Origin of the sequence: Gilliamella sp. N-G2, from assembly GCF_002142215.1 — a bacterium.
GTDB lineage: Bacteria > Pseudomonadota > Gammaproteobacteria > Enterobacterales > Orbaceae > Gilliamella.
The window spans coordinates 1-18,045 of record NZ_NAST01000016.1 but is presented as its reverse complement, the minus strand read 5'-3'; the positions used below and the strand labels follow the sequence as shown (position 1 = coordinate 18,045).

14 protein-coding genes are annotated in these 18,045 nt (G+C 34.9%); 3 read left to right on the top strand and 11 right to left on the bottom strand.

Annotated elements, in window-relative coordinates:
* Positions 1-91: 91 nt before the first annotated feature.
* The 6 genes from rpsA to prfC form a co-directional block, all read right to left on the bottom strand.
* On the bottom strand, positions 92-1,774 hold the full coding sequence (gene rpsA / locus B6C99_RS08650; RefSeq protein ID WP_086359458.1) for a 30S ribosomal protein S1: 1,683 nt from the start codon (positions 1,772-1,774) through the stop codon (positions 92-94).
* Between the two features lie 121 nt (positions 1,775-1,895).
* On the bottom strand, positions 1,896-2,576 hold the full coding sequence (cmk, locus tag B6C99_RS08645; RefSeq protein ID WP_086359457.1) for a (d)CMP kinase: 681 nt from the start codon (positions 2,574-2,576) through the stop codon (positions 1,896-1,898).
* A gap of 1 nt (position 2,577) precedes the next feature.
* Positions 2,578-3,861, bottom strand: coding sequence for a 3-phosphoshikimate 1-carboxyvinyltransferase (gene aroA, locus B6C99_RS08640; protein ID WP_086359456.1), 1,284 nt, complete (start codon positions 3,859-3,861; stop codon positions 2,578-2,580).
* Positions 3,862-3,888: 27 nt separating this feature from the next.
* Positions 3,889-4,761, bottom strand: a complete 873-nt coding sequence (locus B6C99_RS08635; RefSeq protein WP_086359455.1) for a helix-turn-helix domain-containing protein — start codon at positions 4,759-4,761, stop codon at positions 3,889-3,891.
* A gap of 100 nt (positions 4,762-4,861) precedes the next feature.
* Positions 4,862-7,741, bottom strand: coding sequence for a pitrilysin (gene ptrA, locus B6C99_RS08630; protein ID WP_086359454.1), 2,880 nt, complete (start codon positions 7,739-7,741; stop codon positions 4,862-4,864).
* Positions 7,742-8,083: 342 nt separating this feature from the next.
* Positions 8,084-9,676: a peptide chain release factor 3 gene (gene prfC, locus B6C99_RS08625; protein WP_086359453.1), complete on the bottom strand. Its 1,593-nt coding sequence runs from the start codon at positions 9,674-9,676 to the stop codon at positions 8,084-8,086.
* A gap of 199 nt (positions 9,677-9,875) precedes the next feature.
* Here prfC and ilvY point away from each other — a divergent pair, with 199 nt between their 5' ends.
* Positions 9,876-10,778 carry an HTH-type transcriptional activator IlvY gene (gene ilvY / locus B6C99_RS08620; protein ID WP_086359452.1) on the top strand — a complete coding sequence of 301 codons (903 nt, stop codon included), beginning with the start codon at positions 9,876-9,878 and terminating at the stop codon, positions 10,776-10,778.
* Between the two features lie 63 nt (positions 10,779-10,841).
* Positions 10,842-12,911: a 3-hydroxybutyrate oligomer hydrolase family protein gene (locus B6C99_RS08615; RefSeq protein WP_086359451.1), complete on the top strand. Its 2,070-nt coding sequence runs from the start codon at positions 10,842-10,844 to the stop codon at positions 12,909-12,911.
* 71 nt (positions 12,912-12,982) lie between these two features.
* Here B6C99_RS08615 and B6C99_RS08610 read toward each other — a convergent pair whose 3' ends face one another.
* The 3 genes from B6C99_RS08610 to fsa all read right to left on the bottom strand — a co-directional run bounded on the left by B6C99_RS08610 (position 12,983) and on the right by fsa (position 15,156).
* On the bottom strand, positions 12,983-13,558 hold the full coding sequence (locus B6C99_RS08610) for an ACP phosphodiesterase (RefSeq protein ID WP_086359450.1): 576 nt from the start codon (positions 13,556-13,558) through the stop codon (positions 12,983-12,985).
* Positions 13,559-13,574: 16 nt separating this feature from the next.
* Positions 13,575-14,351 carry a siderophore-interacting protein gene (locus B6C99_RS08605; protein ID WP_086359449.1) on the bottom strand — a complete coding sequence of 259 codons (777 nt, stop codon included), beginning with the start codon at positions 14,349-14,351 and terminating at the stop codon, positions 13,575-13,577.
* Between the two features lie 142 nt (positions 14,352-14,493).
* Entirely contained in the window at positions 14,494-15,156 is a 663-nt protein-coding gene (fsa, locus tag B6C99_RS08600; protein ID WP_086359448.1) for a fructose-6-phosphate aldolase, read from the bottom strand.
* 234 nt (positions 15,157-15,390) lie between these two features.
* On the opposite strand from fsa, the gene B6C99_RS08595 reads away from it, so the two are divergent.
* On the top strand, positions 15,391-16,251 hold the full coding sequence (locus B6C99_RS08595; protein WP_086359447.1) for an AraC family transcriptional regulator: 861 nt from the start codon (positions 15,391-15,393) through the stop codon (positions 16,249-16,251).
* A 356-nt stretch (positions 16,252-16,607) separates the two neighbouring features.
* Here B6C99_RS08595 and B6C99_RS13195 read toward each other — a convergent pair whose 3' ends face one another.
* Together B6C99_RS13195 and B6C99_RS08585 are read right to left on the bottom strand one after the other, a co-directional pair.
* Positions 16,608-16,754 (bottom strand): hypothetical protein, encoded by a 147-nt coding sequence (locus B6C99_RS13195; protein ID WP_158092462.1) that lies wholly within the window; start codon positions 16,752-16,754, stop codon positions 16,608-16,610.
* A gap of 155 nt (positions 16,755-16,909) precedes the next feature.
* Positions 16,910-18,045 (bottom strand): hypothetical protein (locus B6C99_RS08585; protein WP_216819434.1); only part of this gene is annotated, 1,136 nt, incomplete at its 5' end.

Below are 18,045 nucleotides of genomic sequence, written 5' to 3'. Positions count from 1 at the left end.
CTAATTTAATTTACGTAGTATATAATTTGTTCATTTTATACCACAAAAGAAAAAGAGGGCAAGCCCTCTTTACTCTTTCAATAAATATTTTTTACTCAGTTTTTGATGCAGCTTTGAATGCTTCTGCCATTGCGTTAGTAAATGATGCATCTTCTGGAGTTGCAGTGTTATTTACAGCAGCAAGTGCTTCTTTCTCATCAGCTTCATCTTTAGCACGTACAGATAAAGAAATTGCACGAGTTTTACGATCGATATTAACAATCTTCGCTTCTACTTCATCACCAACGTTTAATGCAGTAGTTGCATCTTCAACACGTTCACGAGCAATATCTTGTGCTTTTAAGTAACCTTCGATACCTTCAGCAATTTCGATTGTTGCACCTTTAGCATCAACTGCAGTAACTTTACCTTTAACAATTGAGCCTTTTTTAAAGTTAGATGCAAAGCTGCTAAATGGATCATCTTCAAGTTGTTTGATACCTAATGAGATACGCTCACGTTCTGCATCAACTTGTAAAACAACAGCTTCGATATCATCACCTTTCTTATAAGCTTTAACAGCTTCTTCGCCTGGCATGTTCCAAGAGATATCAGAAAGATGAACTAAACCATCAATACCACCATCTAAGCCAATGAAGATACCAAAATCAGTGATTGATTTAATCTTACCGCTAACTTTATCACCTTTATTGTGTGATTCAGCAAATTGTAACCATGGATTTGGTTTACATTGTTTAAGACCTAGAGAGATACGACGACGTTCTTCATCAATTTCAAGAACAACAACTTCAACTTCATCACCTAAACTAACCACTTTAGATGGGTGAATATTTTTGTTAGTCCAATCCATTTCAGAAACGTGAACTAAACCTTCAACACCAGTTTCGATTTCAACGAAACAGCCGTAATCAGTTAAGTTAGTTACTTTACCAGTTACTTTTGTACCTTCTGGGTAACGTTTAGCGATTGAAACCCATGGATCTTCGCCTAATTGTTTTAAGCCAAGAGATACACGTGAACGGTCTTTATCGAATTTAAGTACTTTAACAAGTAATTCTTGGCCAACTTCAACCACTTCACTTGGGTGTTTAACACGTTTCCAAGCCATATCAGTGATGTGTAGTAAACCATCAACCCCACCAAGATCAACGAATGCACCGTAATCAGTAAGATTTTTGATAATACCTTTAACTTCAGAACCTTCTTGAAGATTTTCAAGAAGTTGTTCTCTTTCTGCGCTATTTTCAGATTCAATTACTGCACGACGAGAAACCACTACGTTGTTACGTTTTTGATCTAATTTAATAACTTTTAATTCGATTTCTCTATTTTCAATATGAGAAGTATCGCGTAATGGACGAACATCAACAAGCGAACCAGGTAAGAACGCACGAACGCCATTAAGATCAACCGTAAAGCCACCTTTAACTTTACCATTGATAACACCTAAAACTATTGCAGCATCTTCAACTGCTTTTTCTAATGTTAGCCACGCTTCATGACGTTTAGCTTTTTCACGAGATAAGATTGTTTCACCAAAGCCATCTTCAATAGAGTCAAGCACAACGTCAACAACGTCGCCAACTTGAACTTCTAATTCGCCTTGGGCATTTTTAAACTGCTCTACTGGAATTGCTGATTCAGATTTTAAACCAGCATCAACTAAAACAACATCTTTGTCGATTGCAACGACAGTACCATGGATCATGTTACCAGAACGAGTGTCTAGTTGATTTAAAGACTCTTCAAAGAGTTGAGCAAAAGATTCAGTCATATTTTTATTTACTTAAGTTAAATTTAACGTCCACATTACATCCTGTCCTGTGGGGTTGTTTATAATACTCCACTCATCCTTGCAATGGAGCTTTGTTCACGTAGCAAGTTTTAATAGAAACTTACAACGCAAATTTTTCTTTTATATACATAATAGATTGATTAAAAACATCTTGAATTGAAAGTGATGTGGTATCAATTATTAGTGCATCAACCGCAGGTTTTAATGGCGCAACGGCACGATTACGATCGCGTTCATCACGGGCAGTTATCTCCTGCAAAATTTCGCCGAATTTAGCATGAATTTGCTTATCTTGCAACTGTTTCATTCTTCTTTCTGCTCTTGATTGGGCACTAGCATCAAGAAATATTTTAACCGGGGCGTCAGTAAACACCACTGTGCCCATATCTCGACCATCAGCAACCAGTCCTGGCAACTGTCTAAAATCACGTTGTCGCTGCAACAAAGCTACTCTTACTTCATTGATTGACGCAACTTTTGAAGCGGCTCCACCGGTCTCTTCTGTACGTATTTCACGTGATACATCCACGCCATCTAATAATACTTTGACATCATCACTATTGCTATCAAACGTAAGTGGCAGGCTTAGCGCCAATGTTGCTAACTGTTTTGTATCATCTAAAGCGATATTTTGTTGTAAAGCAGAAAGTGCCAGCACACGATAAATCGCACCTGAATCTAAAAGATGCCAATTAAGATGATTAGCTAACGCTTGACACAAAGTACCCTTACCAACACCACTTGGCCCATCAACAGCAATAACAGGAATATTTTTTGTCATGTTATATTTCGCTTAATCGTTTAAATTGTTCAAAATAATCAGGGAATGTTTTCATTGTACACTTCGGATCTAAAATAGTTACCGGCGTATCAGAAAGTGCAACTAATGAGAAACACATAGCCATACGATGATCATTATAAGTTTTGATTTCGGCATGATTGAGTTTTACAGGAGGAGTTATAGTAATATAATCCTCTCCTTCTTCAACAGTAGCACCAACTTTACGTAATTCGTTAGCCATAGCCGATAAGCGATCGGTCTCTTTTACTCGCCAATTGTAAATATTTCGAATTGTTGTTGTTCCATTAGCAAAGAGAGCAGTTGTTGCAATTGTCATCGCTGCATCAGGGATATGGTTCATATCCATATCCACACCATTTAATTCACCGCGAGAACACTCAATATAATCATCAGCCCAAGTTATTTTGGCACCCATTTTTTCAAGCACATGGGCAAATTGAGTATCACCTTGTAAACTTTTTTTACCAACTCCAGTAACACGAACAGTGCCACCTTTAATTGCTGCTGCCGCTAAGAAATAGGATGCTGAAGAGGCATCACCTTCTACCAAATAGCTACCAGGAGATTGATAAGTTTGATTAGCTTTAATGATAAATGTCTGATATTGATTATTGATAACCGATACACCAAATATTGCCATCATTTTTATTGTAATATCAATATATGGTTTAGAAACTAGATCGCCAATAATAGTAATTTCAGTATCATTGCTAGCTAAAGGGGCTGCCATCAATAGTGCAGTTAAAAATTGACTTGATACAGAGCCATTTACAGCAATCTTACCTCCAGTAAAACCACCATGGATATGAAGTGGCGGATAACCTTCATTTTCAAGATAATCAATTTTAGCGCCACCTTGACGTAATGCATCCACCAAATGACCAATTGGACGCTCTTTCATACGAGGTTCACCCGTTAATACAATATTATTATCGGCTAAACAAAGTGCTGCAGCTAAAGGACGCATAGCTGTCCCTGCATTTCCTAAAAATAGTTCTAATGGATGAGCAGAATGTAATTTACCACCTACCCCTTCTATATCACAAATTGTCCGGTCATCTGACAGATGATATTTGATATTCAACGCTTTTAAAGCGTCAAGCATATAGCGAACATCATCACTATCAAGTAAATTAGTTAATCTTGTTTTGCCTTGACTAAGTGCAGATAATAATAGTGCACGATTTGATACACTTTTAGAACCTGGTAAATTAATAATACCACTAAATTTTTTTATCGGTTGTAATGTCAAAGATAACATAATGACTCTCTTTAGTAATTTTAATATTCTTTAAAAATTTTCTAAGGTGGTTTTTAATAGATCGATTGCTTTATGATCTTTCGCACTATTTTGCCACAGCTTATCAAATAAGAGGCGATAACGTTTAATTGCATCTTCTGAAGATGTTATTGAGGCAATCCCTGTAGTTATATTGGGTAGTTCACCCAATCGGAAAGGACTCATTGCCAATGCTAATGCCTCTTCATTTTGATAAAATATTTGAAAAGCGATGGATGGAATAGCTTGTTCTGTAATCGCAATTGTTGGTGCATAAGCTTGGTCTTCTATCAATTTGATCAAATGATAAATTTCTTTACGAGCCAACAACATTCTTTCAGACTTTTTACCTGGGGAAATGGTTAAATTACCAACCAAACCAATATGCAAAAATCGTTCAACATTACGCAAACTGATTAGATTAATCACTTTGGGTATAGATTGATAAAATTGTGTCTTACGCTCATTTAAAATCGATAATGATGTTGCATATCGTTGCGCGGCAATGGATTCACTCGACTCATTTAACATCATACCTAAATGGGAAAGGTAATCGGGTGAAGTTAATAGAAAAGAAAAAGGATCAAAATGAGAATAAATGTGCGTAGATTGTTCTTCTAATTGACGCATACGTTCAAAAAAACCATCACCGCTAGAATAGTATTCGGTATCAATACCTAGCAAACTAGCAAATGAAGTATCTAATAATGAGGCTAACCGTTCAAGTGTTTCTATTTTAACAATTTCGCCTTTTTCTAAACGGTAAACCGCAGCTCTAGAAATTTTAAGACTTTCTGCAACATCTTCAGCTCTTAGAGAAGCAGCGATACGGTAAGCCCGCAACCGCTGTCCGATAGCACAATAATCAATCGATCCAGTAATCATAATACACTCAAACTATTGGGATTTTGGCAGTGTACCATATGGTAGGTACAATGCCAATTTAATGTAATGATATTTCAGATTAAATGCGTGTTTGAGTCTTTTATTTTAATAATTCATTTTGTAATGATGATGCATTTTTAAATTCAGTATAGTCAGTGATAGCTTCAGGTTCTTTTTCTCCTTTTTCCGTTTTTCCTATCACTTGTGATGCTATTACTAAACCTTTTTGGTCAATAACACTACTTTTATAAAAATCAATTAAATCTTGTTTAGTGATTTTCTTAAGAAGTTCTATTTTTTTATCACGCGAATCAAATTGGAAACGTGATAAACGATAATCTGAAATTAAACGTTCAAACTCTTCATCTAATGATTGAGGCGGCATTGTCTGTTCATCAATGATGCTTCTTTTATACTCTTCAATATCCTTATCAGTTAACGCATCTAATTTATTTAACATTGTTGGGTAAAAAGCTTGATAACGTTGTAATAGATAAGCAGGATCCCACTGATTAGTTTGCACAGCAAAACCCAGCCCGACTGATTCACCGATGAAAAATGGAAAAATACCTACAAGATAACCCAATTGTTCATTGCTCCGCAATTGATCAAAAAACCATGGTGACATAATACTAGTTAATGTATAGCCAACCACTTGACTTTTAGTCGGATCATAATTAGTTGGGAAATAAGTTATTAACAACGCGCTATCGGTACTTTTCGCTTGTTGGGTGATTCTCGCTGTAAACGAAGTTTTAATTGCTATATCATCCAAAGGAGTAAATTCAACATCGCGTTTTAATGTCTTTTGCACTGCATGATAAAGATCCAAAGAATCTTCATTTGAAATATTACCTAAACTAATCATATAAGGTATAGATTGGGTCATCAAGTTATCACGATAAGCTTCAACATCACTAATAGTGATAGTATTTGTAATTTGTCGTCTTTCATCTCGTTCAAAATAGTGTGGCAACTTAGATAATGCAAGAACTGGCTCTGACGCTAATCGAATACTTTCAAAATGATCTGCCCCATCAAGTCGTTGCAGATACCATGATTTAGCTAATTCTAAACTTTGTTCATCAATAGCCACTTGGCGATAGCTATTAAGAATAGCCAATACCATTTCAGGTAAATGTTGATTAAAACCAGCAGCAGTTATCATTAAACCATTATCAGGACCAGTGGATAATGACATTCCGGCATTACCTGCTTGAAATTGTAATTGAGTTAAATCACGACTAACGATGTAATCAAGTAACTCAAAAGTAATTGACGTTTTCGCGTCTTTAAAAGCCTGATTATTACGTAAAGAAACAGCTATCACAGCTTTAGGATCATTATTAAACTGACGACTAACAAAATGAATATGATTACCACGTTTACTAAATGTAGCTGGTTGAATTTGATCATCATTTTTAGCAATTATACTAAAATTATCAGGAATATAAGGATTTAATTCAGGCAGACTAAACGAAAAATCTTTAGCTAAATTAGTCCACGTTGCTTTTAACTCATCTGTAATATTATCGACTTTATAAGGTGCATTGAGGAAATATGCGGTTTTATCGGTGTTTTGATTTGGGGCAATCAACCACACTCTAGCATTGTCAGGAGTAAAACTTTTGATTCGAGTGATGATTGCTTCTTTATTCAAATGTTCAGCAACATAATCCGCATCTAATACATTTTTAACCGGATAGAGCAGCATCTGATCAGATAACCATTCAACATAAGACATATCGCGGTTAACATCTTTATACTTAAACGACAAAGCAAAAACTTTTTTTATCTCATCGTAATAAGCTTCTGAAACGCCCTGTTTTTCAATTAATTGTAAATAATTGAATATAGCTGCAATCACCTTGTCTTTTTGCGCCAAGCCTTCATCAGTTAAAATGACATTAATATTAAATGTTCCACTATTACCATAATATTTACTATCACAAGTTGCTTGAATAGCTTCAATCAAGCCTTGTTTTTGTAACTGATCAGCTAAGGTATTTTTACTATTGTTACTAATTAAATAGATAAGGTATTCATTGGTTTTATCAGCAAATTTATCGATGTCATTTTCAATCGGAAATTTAAGAGACAACATTTTTCTAGGTTGAGCCGGTATCATGGTAATTTCTTTACCAGTAAACTCCTGAGTAATTGCTGGTTTAGTAATTGGTGGAACAACAATATTTTTATTAGGAATTTGACCGTAAGTAGATTCAGCCAAAGTTTCTAATTTTTCAATGGGTTGATTGCTATAAATAACCCCTACCATGATATTAGCTGAATAGTATTTATCATGAAAATTGACTAATGCATCTTGCAATTTACTATTGTCTTTATCACTTAAAGTTTCTAAATTACCCCCAGAAAATTGTGATGATGGGTGATTAGGATTAATCGTTTCAGAATCTACTTGCTGAATGCGAAAACCATCACTTGATCGGTACATCGTCATTTCAGAACTGACGGCATTACGTTCTTTATCAGCAAATTTAGGATCAAAAATTGGTTCAGCAATTGCATCAGCTAAATAATCTAACGCAGTATTAATCACACCGTTTTCAACTTCAAAGAAAAATGCAGTCCGATTACCACTGGTAGTAGCATTATAGTTACCGGCATGTCGTGACAAAAACTCAGTAAAGCTTGACGGTTGAGGATACTTTTTCGATCCCATTAGCACCATGTGTTCTGTATAATGAGCTAATCCTTGTTGAAGTACTGGATCATATAAAGAACCAACAGGCAATGCTATTGAACCGAGTGATTTGGTTGCTTTCGGATCTGAAACTAATAAAACTCGCATTTTATTATTAAGTTCAATGACTTCATATTGACGATCATCTCGTTCGCTTTGGTGAACTTTATTCAATAACACAGAATGTTCATGCTTATTTTCAATGGCAAATGAACTATTAAATGTAAAAACGGTTAATGCAGTAATAAATAGTGTTTTAGTTTTCATATTATTCATAGAATTCTCGCCCAATTTAAAAGACAGTATAATCGAAATATAAATATAAATATAAATGAAAAAGAAAAATTTATTATTTGGAGTACAAAATTACGGTCAAAATTCAAGAAGATAAAGTTATATAAATGGTATGATTAATTACAGCTTTATTAATAGAAGAGAGCAATATGGTGATAACCGATTTTGCATAAAAAACAGTTATCAAAAAGATGTGGTTAAACTAACATTATTGTATTAAAAATACAATAAATTAATAAATAAAAAAGGGCTAAAAAATACCCTTCCTCATTATCAGATAATTAATAGTGTTCTCATTGTTAATCTTAATTACCGAGTAACCGATTAATGCTCACGTGTTTTTCTAAATTCAACATCTGGATAACGTTCTTGTGTTAGATTTAGATTAACCATACTCGGCGCAATATAAGATAGATTATCACCACCATCTAGTGCCAAATTTTGCTCACATTTTCGTTTAAAATCTTCAAGTTTCTTAGCATCACTACATTCAACCCAACGAGCAGTTGTTACATTTACTGGCTCATAAATCGCTTCTACGTTGTATTCAGATTTTAAACGCGCAACCACTACGTCAAACTGCAACACCCCTACCGCTCCAACAATTAAATCATTGTTGGCAATTGGACGGAATACTTGTACTGCACCTTCTTCTGAAAGCTGAACTAAACCTTTTAATAATTGTTTCTGTTTAAGAGGATCTTTTAAACGAATACGACGAAATAGCTCTGGAGCAAAATTAGGAATACCGGTAAATTTAAGATCTTCACCTTGGGTAAAAGTATCACCAATTTGAATAGTACCATGGTTGTGTAAACCAATAATATCGCCGGCATAAGCTTGCTCAACATGATCACGATCGCCGGCCATAAAGGTTAAGGCATCAGAAATATTCACATCTTTAGCTATACGAACATGACGCAATTTCATGCCTTTTTCATATTTACCGGAAACAATACGCATAAATGCAACTCGGTCACGATGTTTAGGATCCATGTTGGCTTGGATCTTAAATACAAAACCAGTAAATTTTTCTTCAGTAGCTGCAACTTCTCGTTTATCGGTCTGGCGAGGTTGAGGTGTCGGAGCCCAAGCAGTCAACCCATCAAGCATATGATCAACACCAAAATTACCAAGTGCTGTACCAAAAAATACTGGCGTTAAATCACCGGCTAAAAAAGCCTCTAAGTCAAATTCATTTGAAGCACCTTGTACTAATTCAAGCTCATCACGAAGTTGCTGTGCTAAATCATCGCCAATTGTGGTATCGAGTTCTGGATTATCTAACCCTTTGATAATACGAACTTCTTGAATAGTATGACCTTTACCTGTTTGATAAAGATAGGTCTCATCTTTCGCTAAATGATAGACACCTTTGAATAATTTACCACAACCAATTGGCCAGGTAATAGGTGCACACATGATATTAAGTTCATTTTCAACTTCATCAAGTAACTCCATCGGGTCACGTATATCACGATCAAGTTTATTCATAAAAGTCAAAATTGGCGTATTACGTAAACGCGTTACTTCCATCAATTTACGTGTTCTATCTTCGACACCTTTTGCAGCATCAATAACCATTAAACAACTATCAACAGCAGTTAACGTTCGATAAGTATCTTCAGAGAAGTCTTCATGCCCAGGAGTATCAAGTAAATTAACTAAACAATCATTATAAGGAAATTGCATGACCGATGTGGTGATGGAAATACCACGTTGTTTTTCCATTTCCATCCAATCTGATTTAGCGTGTTGAGCATTAGCACCACGCCCTTTAACCGTACCAGCAGTTTGAATCGCTTGTCCAAACAACAATACTTTTTCAGTGATAGTCGTTTTACCCGCATCCGGGTGAGAGATAATAGCAAAAGTACGACGAGCATTAACTTCGTCTAAATAAGCTTGTTCTGTCATAAAATTAATCAATTTAGCTAAGCAAAAATAATGGCGTATTCTAACAGGTCTACATCTATATTGCCATTGAAGAAGACTATTTTGCTATTTGCCTTATTTATATATCTGTGAATAATAGCGGCATTTAATACTGATGGTGATATAATCACTATTTGATAATAGTGTTTAATATTAGAAATATCTGAAAATAACCATTAATATGAATATTCGTGACCTAAAATTGTTTTTACATTTGTGTGAGACATGCCATTTTGGCATGAGCGCTGATGCAATGCATGTAAGTCCTTCCACGCTTTCAAGGCAGATACAACGTCTTGAAGAACAATTTGGTCACCCGTTATTTATTCGAGACAACCGGCAAGTTCAAATTACCTATGAAGGTGAAAAAGTAAAACGCTTTGCCCAACAAGTAGTCAATTTACATCAACAACTAAAACATGAATTAGACCAAGCTGAACAACAATTAGTGGGCGAATTAACCTTATTTTGTTCGGTCACAGCAGCTTATAGCCATCTACCAGAAATACTCGATCGCTTTCGCATCCACTACCCACTAGTAGAAATTAAACTCTCAACCGGAGATGCTGCCGATGCAGTTGAAAAAATTCAATCTCATCAAGCTGATCTAGCGATTGCCGGCAAACCTAAACAACTGCCATCTGGCGTTGAATTTATTAAGTTAGGTGAGATTGAAATGGTACTACTCATCCCTAAACTCAACAGTTCATTCAGTGACAAATTGCATCAAAAAAAGCCAGATTGGCATAATATTCCATTTATCTTGCCAGAACACGGCCCTAGCCGACAACGAATAGATTTATGGTTTAAACAACAAAAAATTACTAATCCGAAAATCTATGCCACCGTTGCCGGACACGAAGCAATAGTATCCATGGTTGCTTTAGGTTGTGGAGTAGCTTTATTACCTAAAGTGGTTATGGAAAACAGCCCGGAAAGAGTAAGAGAACGTATCACCGAATGGTCTACAAACTTGATGGAACCTTTTGATATTGGTATATGCGTACAAAAAAGACGATTATCGGAAAAAATTATTTCTGCATTTTGGATCCTTGGTAATCAAAATTTACCAATTAAAGAATAAATTATATAATTCTCTAAAAATAATTCTAAAATATTAGATAACTAAAAGTAGGAACCAATTGTAATGACTTTAAAAATCAAAAAATTAAAAATATTAGTATCATTACTCTTTTCATCATTAATTATAATTCCAAATATTGGATATACTGAATTAGGAAATCCCCCAAAAACTAACCCGTACAACTATAAGCCTTCGTGGTTAGTTATTCATAGCACTAACTATTATGATGGTGATAATGATGATCTTGTTACTGCGGGGATTGGTTTTACTCCTTTATCAAGTAAAATACAAAATTTTAATTATGTTGATCCATCCAACCCTACTACACACGAATTACGTCGTGCTAAATTAAATCGATTTATTGATACCAAAACTGGTGAGGGACAGCTATTTGGTTTTAAACAACATGATTTGAGCCCATTATTTGATGGTAAAATACCAGGTACGGAAATTTTAGCTACCATAAAGGATGAAAATGTTGGTCTTTTATTACAAATACCTTGGGATTTCGACAAGAAGAAACCTTGTATTGTTGCTATACCCACCTCCGATTCAGATGGACTATATAATGCAAAAGATATACAAATTCGAGGATTATGGGGACTTAAACACAATTGTGCTGTAGTATATAACGATAAAGGTTTAGGTAATGGTATCTATGATATAACAAATGATGAAGGATTTACTATTGATGGTAAAGTAGCAAAAGACAACTTATTATTCAAACCTGATATTAAAAATAAAACAAACTACATAAAGCAAAATCCTCACAGATATGCGATTAAACAGTTACATTCAAAGCAAAACCCTGAAAGCAAATGGGCCACTTATATTCTGTATTCAATTGATTTTGCTCTATATGAGTTAAATGAAATGTTTCCTACAATGGGCAAGCTTGATTTTACATATAACAACACACTCACATTAATTTACGGTGCAAATGATGGTGCAACAGCAGCACTCAAAACTGCAGAATCAATTGGAGGAAGTCAGATTATTAAAGGTGTAGTTGCTGTTAATCCACAAATTCAACTAGATCAAGAAAATACTTCTCTCAAAATGGAAACAAAATTTAGCATTAAAAGATTTCAACTTAAATCAGTTATTGATTATAGTACTTTTGCTGCACTTTATATACCTTGTGCTATACCAGCCATAGAGCCGAGCAAACATGATAATTATGTTCCTTATGCATCAAAATATCTTTTCTCTCAGAATCGTTGTAATGAACTAAAAAATGCTAATTTATTAAGAACCGGTACACCAAAGGAGGCTCTTGAAAAATTACATGATTACGGTTGGAGTCCTGAAACAGATTTTCAATTACCGTATCTTTATTATTATGAATCAATTTATTATCCTTATAAATATATCAGTGCTTATGGGAAATTTGATGTTACTGAAAATATGTGTGACTTTTCAGTAGCTAGTACTCAACAAGCCCCTTATTACAATAGTGGAGAAGTAAAACCTTTAAAAGAGATAAAGTTTCCTGAAATTTGGGGATTATATAATGGGCATTTACCAATTTGGGCCAATGAGGATGCTACTGCAATCGATCTTGTTGAAAACAAAGATATGATCTCACCAAGACGCGAATGGTATTCAAGTTCTCGGGTTGTTGATCAAATAGATTATGGAACAAAAGGTGCTATTTGTTTACGAAAAGAAATCAATAATCAACGTGTAAAAGAAGGTTTAAAACAAATACAAGCAAGCGCTAATCTTCATAAAATTAAAACATTCATTGTTCATGGGAAAAATAATGTTAAACAGCTTGCGGAGCACACATCTCGACCTTATGTTGCATTAAATAGCGCTATCGAAGGAAAAGAATCACAACTTCGTTATATTGAAGTTGAAAATGCTAGCTATCTGGATGGAAAAGTTCCCTTTGATAATACTTTATTAGCTATAGACTATTACGGTGAAGATGCAATGGAATGGCTATGGGCTAATTTAACTAACAACACAACATTACCTGAAAGTCAGGTAATCCGTACAAAGCCAAGAGGAGGCAACATTGGTAGAGCACCACAGGTAACAACTGAAAATCTTGTACCAATATCCCAAAAACCAGATAGTAATGACTTGATCAAAGCAAATAATGGAGAAATTTTTATACCTTATTAGAATCAAATTGTTAATTAGATAGCCATTAAAAAATCTATTCTTCTAGAGTTTCTTGGTAATATATTATTAATTTACGGTAACATGATCAGGGAACACATTTTAGGATAAAGCTTAAAAAACAGCATTTTTAATGGCTCATAATTTTGTTCAAAATCAATAACTGTTTCGCTTAGTAAATAAAGCTTGGGTCTTCGTTTTGCCATACCATTTAACACTTTACCAACAAAATCTAGCGACGCATAATTTTCTAGCCATTTACCTTGCCACATTGCACACATAAAATCTTGATAATCAATCGGATAACTCGTTATATAAGGTTGAATTTGTTGCTTGGTCGATGCATTAAATAATGCAAGAGATTGGTGAAAATTCAGTTCCGTCCAATATTTGGATAAAAAATGGTCCCAAACTATATCAAGCGTAATGGAAGCAACACGTTGATGGGATTGTCGAAAAAGCGATTTAGCTTGCTTAACATAGGCAAAACCATCAATTAAACGATCAATCTTACGATGCAACATAATCCCATCGGCTATTTCGCTCGGATATTGCCGATAAGGATCACCTTTGACAAAATCAGCAACCGTATTACCAATCAAAGAACTATTAGCAATCGTCGCCAAATGTAAATGAGCAAGAATATTCATGATCGTCTACCGTCGGTTAATCACGATGCTTAAACTCACCTTCCGCCAAACCTTCTCGCCAATAGCTAGTAATTTGGATGGCGTTCGGTGCCAGATTGACATATTTATCTTTAAGAGCATGACGTAATTGCTGAGCTAGCGAGCCCTCTAATCCCCCCCAAAACAGTAGATTATCGTGTTGACTAAAATCCCAATGAGTTACAGTGTCAACCAATTGATTAGGATAATTAGCATCTTTAATCATCCATTTAACCGATAAATGTTTTGGCAGATCTACAATATCAGTCTTATGATTAACCTCAATAAAGGCAATTGCTTCGTGATCGTCTGGTAATTGTTCAAGGGTATAACAAATGGCGGGAAGAGCTGAAACATCCCCCATTAAAATCAAATATTGATTAGCAAACTCTAGCTTACCTGTTGGTCCAACGAAACCAACTTGATCACCAACTTTAGCCTGCTGAGACCAAACTGTTGCTAAACCACTGGTATGAATAGTAAAATCAATTACAATGTGATTGTTCCGCTCATCATAATCGCGAATACTATAACTACGGGCAAATTGACGAACCCTATCACTTACCAAAATTTTATTATTTTCATCTAAAATCGGAAAAGCGATTTCTCCCGTTAGAGGATCAGCAAATAACAATTTCAGATGTGGGCAGATCCAACGTGTATTCACCACCAAAGGTTTATCACAACTAAAATGTAATCTCCAAAAACTCTCTGACGGCCTTTCTATCTTAATAACAGTTAGTAAAGCATTGATAATGTTTTTTTTCTCTTGCATTTGCTGATCCCTTATATTACCTCAATATTACTTCACTATCATACAGCATAAAATGGTAGAAAAAAGGAGATTTTTCAATTGACAATAGATAAAAAAACCACCCCCAATGGGTGGTATACAATTTAATAATAAGTTGAATAGACTAATAACGCAAAGCCCCAAATGCCCCACACCAATCTTGGTCAAATTTTGCCACCGCGGCATCAACAGCTGGATCGGAAATAAACAATTCAGCCACATCTACCGGTAATGTAATTGACTGGCAACCGGCAAGCATACAATCTAATGCTTGTCTTGGCGTTCTGAAACTTGCGGCTAACACCATTGATTCAGGGCAATGCAAATCTAATAGCGTTTGAAGCTCATAAACCGTCTCTTTACTATTACCACCTTGGGCATCAATACGATTTACATAAGGGGCAATATATTTTGCACCGGCTAACGCAGCCAAAAAGCCCTGACCTGCACCATAAACAGCTGTACCCAAAGTTGGAATACCTTGCTTGGTCAACTCTTTAATCGCTATCAAACCTTCAGCATTAACCGGAATTTTCGTCACAATCGACGGCACAATTTTACGAAGTTGCTCCGCTTCCTTAATCATTTCTTTAGCGGTATGAGAAAGTACTTGTGCAAACAGTAATTTATCGCTATCAAGCAGATCTTGTAACTCAGTCAATAAATCAAAAATCGGCTTACCAGATTTTGCCACAATACTTGGATTAGTGGTCACTCCTTTTATCGGTAAAATTGCTGCTAAACGCTTAATTGCTGCCACATCGGCTGTATCTAAATATAATTCCATATTAATCTCCTAATTAACTTAAATGCTTAATTGATGAATAACATAGTAAAAAGAAATTCAACTTAAGCCTAGAAGACAATTTAGCTATTTACTGGACTTTTGTAAGATAAATAATAAAATGAGATCTAAATCACGTTTTCAATAACAATTAATAACACTTTAAATTAGATAAATTTTTCAATAACTATTTAACAATATATAATTTAACCAACTGCACACGACTTGGTTTACTAAATGACAAAAAACCTGAAAAACGTATTAACCGAAATTACTAATCAACAACGCCAAATCAACTGCCTCTATTTTGCCAATAATCAACAATCAGCACCCTTACATGCTTGTCAATTTGATTTTCCGCAAATTGAACTGATTATAGAAGGTGAACAATTCATGCAATGGGCAGATAGTACAGGCAAAATCATTGAACGACAACTTGTGGCTAATGATCTTGTCTATATCACTGCCAACAGTTGGAACAAACCCATACGGACCACCCCAATCACATGGTTAAGCATTTTATATGGTAAACAACAAATTGGCATTAGCGTTTTACATTGGGATGGTTCACAATTAATTCCTAAAGAGCAAATTAGTACCCCAAGACGAGGGCCACGTGTTGGAACCTTTATTATTCAAGCATTATCCGAGTTAACTTGGCAAAACCAATCCCAAAACCAAACCGGCTATTATTTGATACAAAGCCTGCTTAGTAACACACTTGATTTACTTAATACCGACATAAAAACCGCTTCTAAAACCACCAGCTTATTTGAAGCAATACGTCAATACATCGACATCCATTTTCAGGAAGATATCAGTCGCGAATTTTTAGCTAAAATGTTTTATATATCACCCAATTATTTATCCTACCTATTTCAGAATGAAGGTAAAATTGGCTTACACGAATATCTCAATCACATTCGCCTAGAGTATGCCAAATCACTACTTAAAGGTTACGAGTTAAACGTCAAAGAAATCGCCCTTGATGCCGGCTTTAAAGATAGTAACTACTTTTGCCGCATCTTTAGAAAAAAAACAGAAAGAACTCCAACTGAGTACCGACGGCAATATCATAGTAAGTTATCTAAACAGTAAATAAAATTTTTAAAATTGCATACCAATAAAAACATATTTGTCTTCAATATGTTGCATCAAAAATATAACTTTTTAATATTTTTTAAAAACACAATATATCTGATAAATCAATTTTTTAATTAGCGATATACTACCGCATTAAATTAGAAAAATACTGAAAATTAAATTATATTTAATCTTTTATTAATTTTAAAACTGACTGTATTATAGTTTAACTATTACTTAATTTGTTTTTTATAATTTAGCAGCTTTTTTAACCCGGGCTCCGACGCCTACATCTAGCTCGTTTTCAACGGCTTGGTGTCGGCTTTTGACATTTCGTTCGTTACACTCACTTCATGCCAACGTCGCGCTAACTACAGATGATAATGCTCAATATAGTAATCCATTCTAAGCTCAACGCCAAAAACGGTTTTTACCGCTTTTGGCAATAGTTCCATTAACGTTGATTCGGGAAAATCACACACCACAATTTGACGATTTGGATATTTTTTAAACTGCACAAAAAGTACATTTGAAAAATCTCCTAAATATTCAGTTAAAAGAAAAACGCTTTGGTTATAAGCAAATAAAAACATACCTTCTTTAAATTGATCTTGTTAATAAAATTTTTGTAAAATATTAATAATAACTTTTGTGTAATAACTAATAACCCAATTTAATTTTTACAAACAGCATTCGCATAGTGAGTCCGATATGTTGGTGCATTAATAAAATCATATGGCAGTATACCAACAAACCCATCGTGACTATGAACTACAAATCCCCATCTAGGATCATCCTTACTAATTTCCTTCGCCCAATAATTACCAACAAATGAACTTACATCAGGACCCATTTTTCGCCAGTTTGAATCAGGATAACCATCTTTAGTAACCCATCCCCATTCACCAAACACAGATTTCCCAATTTGTCTGGTATAGGCATTACTAACATGACCTGGTGAGCTTAGGTTATAAAAATCATAAGATCGAGGTGAGTCAGAAAGCTCTGTTATAGATAGCATATTATTACGACCGCCACAAATCTGTACTGCTTGCTCAATAGTGATCTGCCCAATATGTGGAATAACCCATATATCAGTAGGATTAAAAGTATACTCATGGATGATATTATTATTTCGAATCAGTGTTGCACGTACAGTAACTGGTCCTGTAGGTTTATCATTTAATGTAATATAACCCCTACTATCTATACTGACCTTATTATCAGGATTAACTGGAATACTAAATTGATAATCCGTTTGAGCCCCCGTCATAACTAGCTGAAATTTTGCCCCAGAAAATCCTGTAGTAGGAAATTTTCTCCCTGATGACTCAGTCGGATCAATTTTATATCCCCAATTAGGTACATAATCATTAGAATAACCACCACCATTATTTGGATTCCTTTGTGCAAAATTAGGATCATTCCAACTATAACTATCATCTGTGTGTACACCATCCCATTGATTTTCCGGAAATAATTCTGTCGCATAAGGTTTGGCATAACACAATTCAGATTTTGCCGCTATCTTATAACTTTTTATCAACTCTACTGAATCACTCTCATTAGGGATCCCATGTTCTGAATACGTATTTACTAACGTTTTTATCGTCAAGGTTAGTGGCATTGAATAACCACTTCCACACCCTATTATCGTTTCCGCTTTGTCTTCTTTTATCTCATTTCCTTCATTATCTTGCCAAGCGTACGTCGTTTTTGTTTTAAATGGTTGTGCTTCCCTTATTTTATCTCCATCAGCATCCTGATAATTGCTCTGCACATCTAAATCCAATAGTGCTACCTTAAAAT

Excerpts from the sequence above, each read along its gene's own strand:
- cmk (WP_086359457.1), bottom strand. The coding sequence starts at position 2,576 with ATGACAAAAAATATTCCTGTTATTGCTGTTGATGGGCCAAGTGGTGTT.
- B6C99_RS08595 (WP_086359447.1), top strand. The coding sequence starts at position 15,391 with ATGACAAAAAACCTGAAAAACGTATTAACCGAAATTACTAATCAACAA.
- ptrA (WP_086359454.1), bottom strand. The coding sequence starts at position 7,741 with ATGAATAATATGAAAACTAAAACACTATTTATTACTGCATTAACCGTT.
- fsa (WP_086359448.1), bottom strand. The coding sequence starts at position 15,156 with ATGGAATTATATTTAGATACAGCCGATGTGGCAGCAATTAAGCGTTTA.
- B6C99_RS08610 (WP_086359450.1), bottom strand. The coding sequence starts at position 13,558 with ATGAATATTCTTGCTCATTTACATTTGGCGACGATTGCTAATAGTTCT.
- B6C99_RS08635 (WP_086359455.1), bottom strand. The coding sequence starts at position 4,761 with ATGATTACTGGATCGATTGATTATTGTGCTATCGGACAGCGGTTGCGG.
- B6C99_RS08605 (WP_086359449.1), bottom strand. The coding sequence starts at position 14,351 with ATGCAAGAGAAAAAAAACATTATCAATGCTTTACTAACTGTTATTAAG.
- rpsA (WP_086359458.1), bottom strand. The coding sequence starts at position 1,774 with ATGACTGAATCTTTTGCTCAACTCTTTGAAGAGTCTTTAAATCAACTA.
- B6C99_RS08615 (WP_086359451.1), top strand. The coding sequence starts at position 10,842 with ATGACTTTAAAAATCAAAAAATTAAAAATATTAGTATCATTACTCTTT.
- prfC (WP_086359453.1), bottom strand. The coding sequence starts at position 9,676 with ATGACAGAACAAGCTTATTTAGACGAAGTTAATGCTCGTCGTACTTTT.
- ilvY (WP_086359452.1), top strand. The coding sequence starts at position 9,876 with ATGAATATTCGTGACCTAAAATTGTTTTTACATTTGTGTGAGACATGC.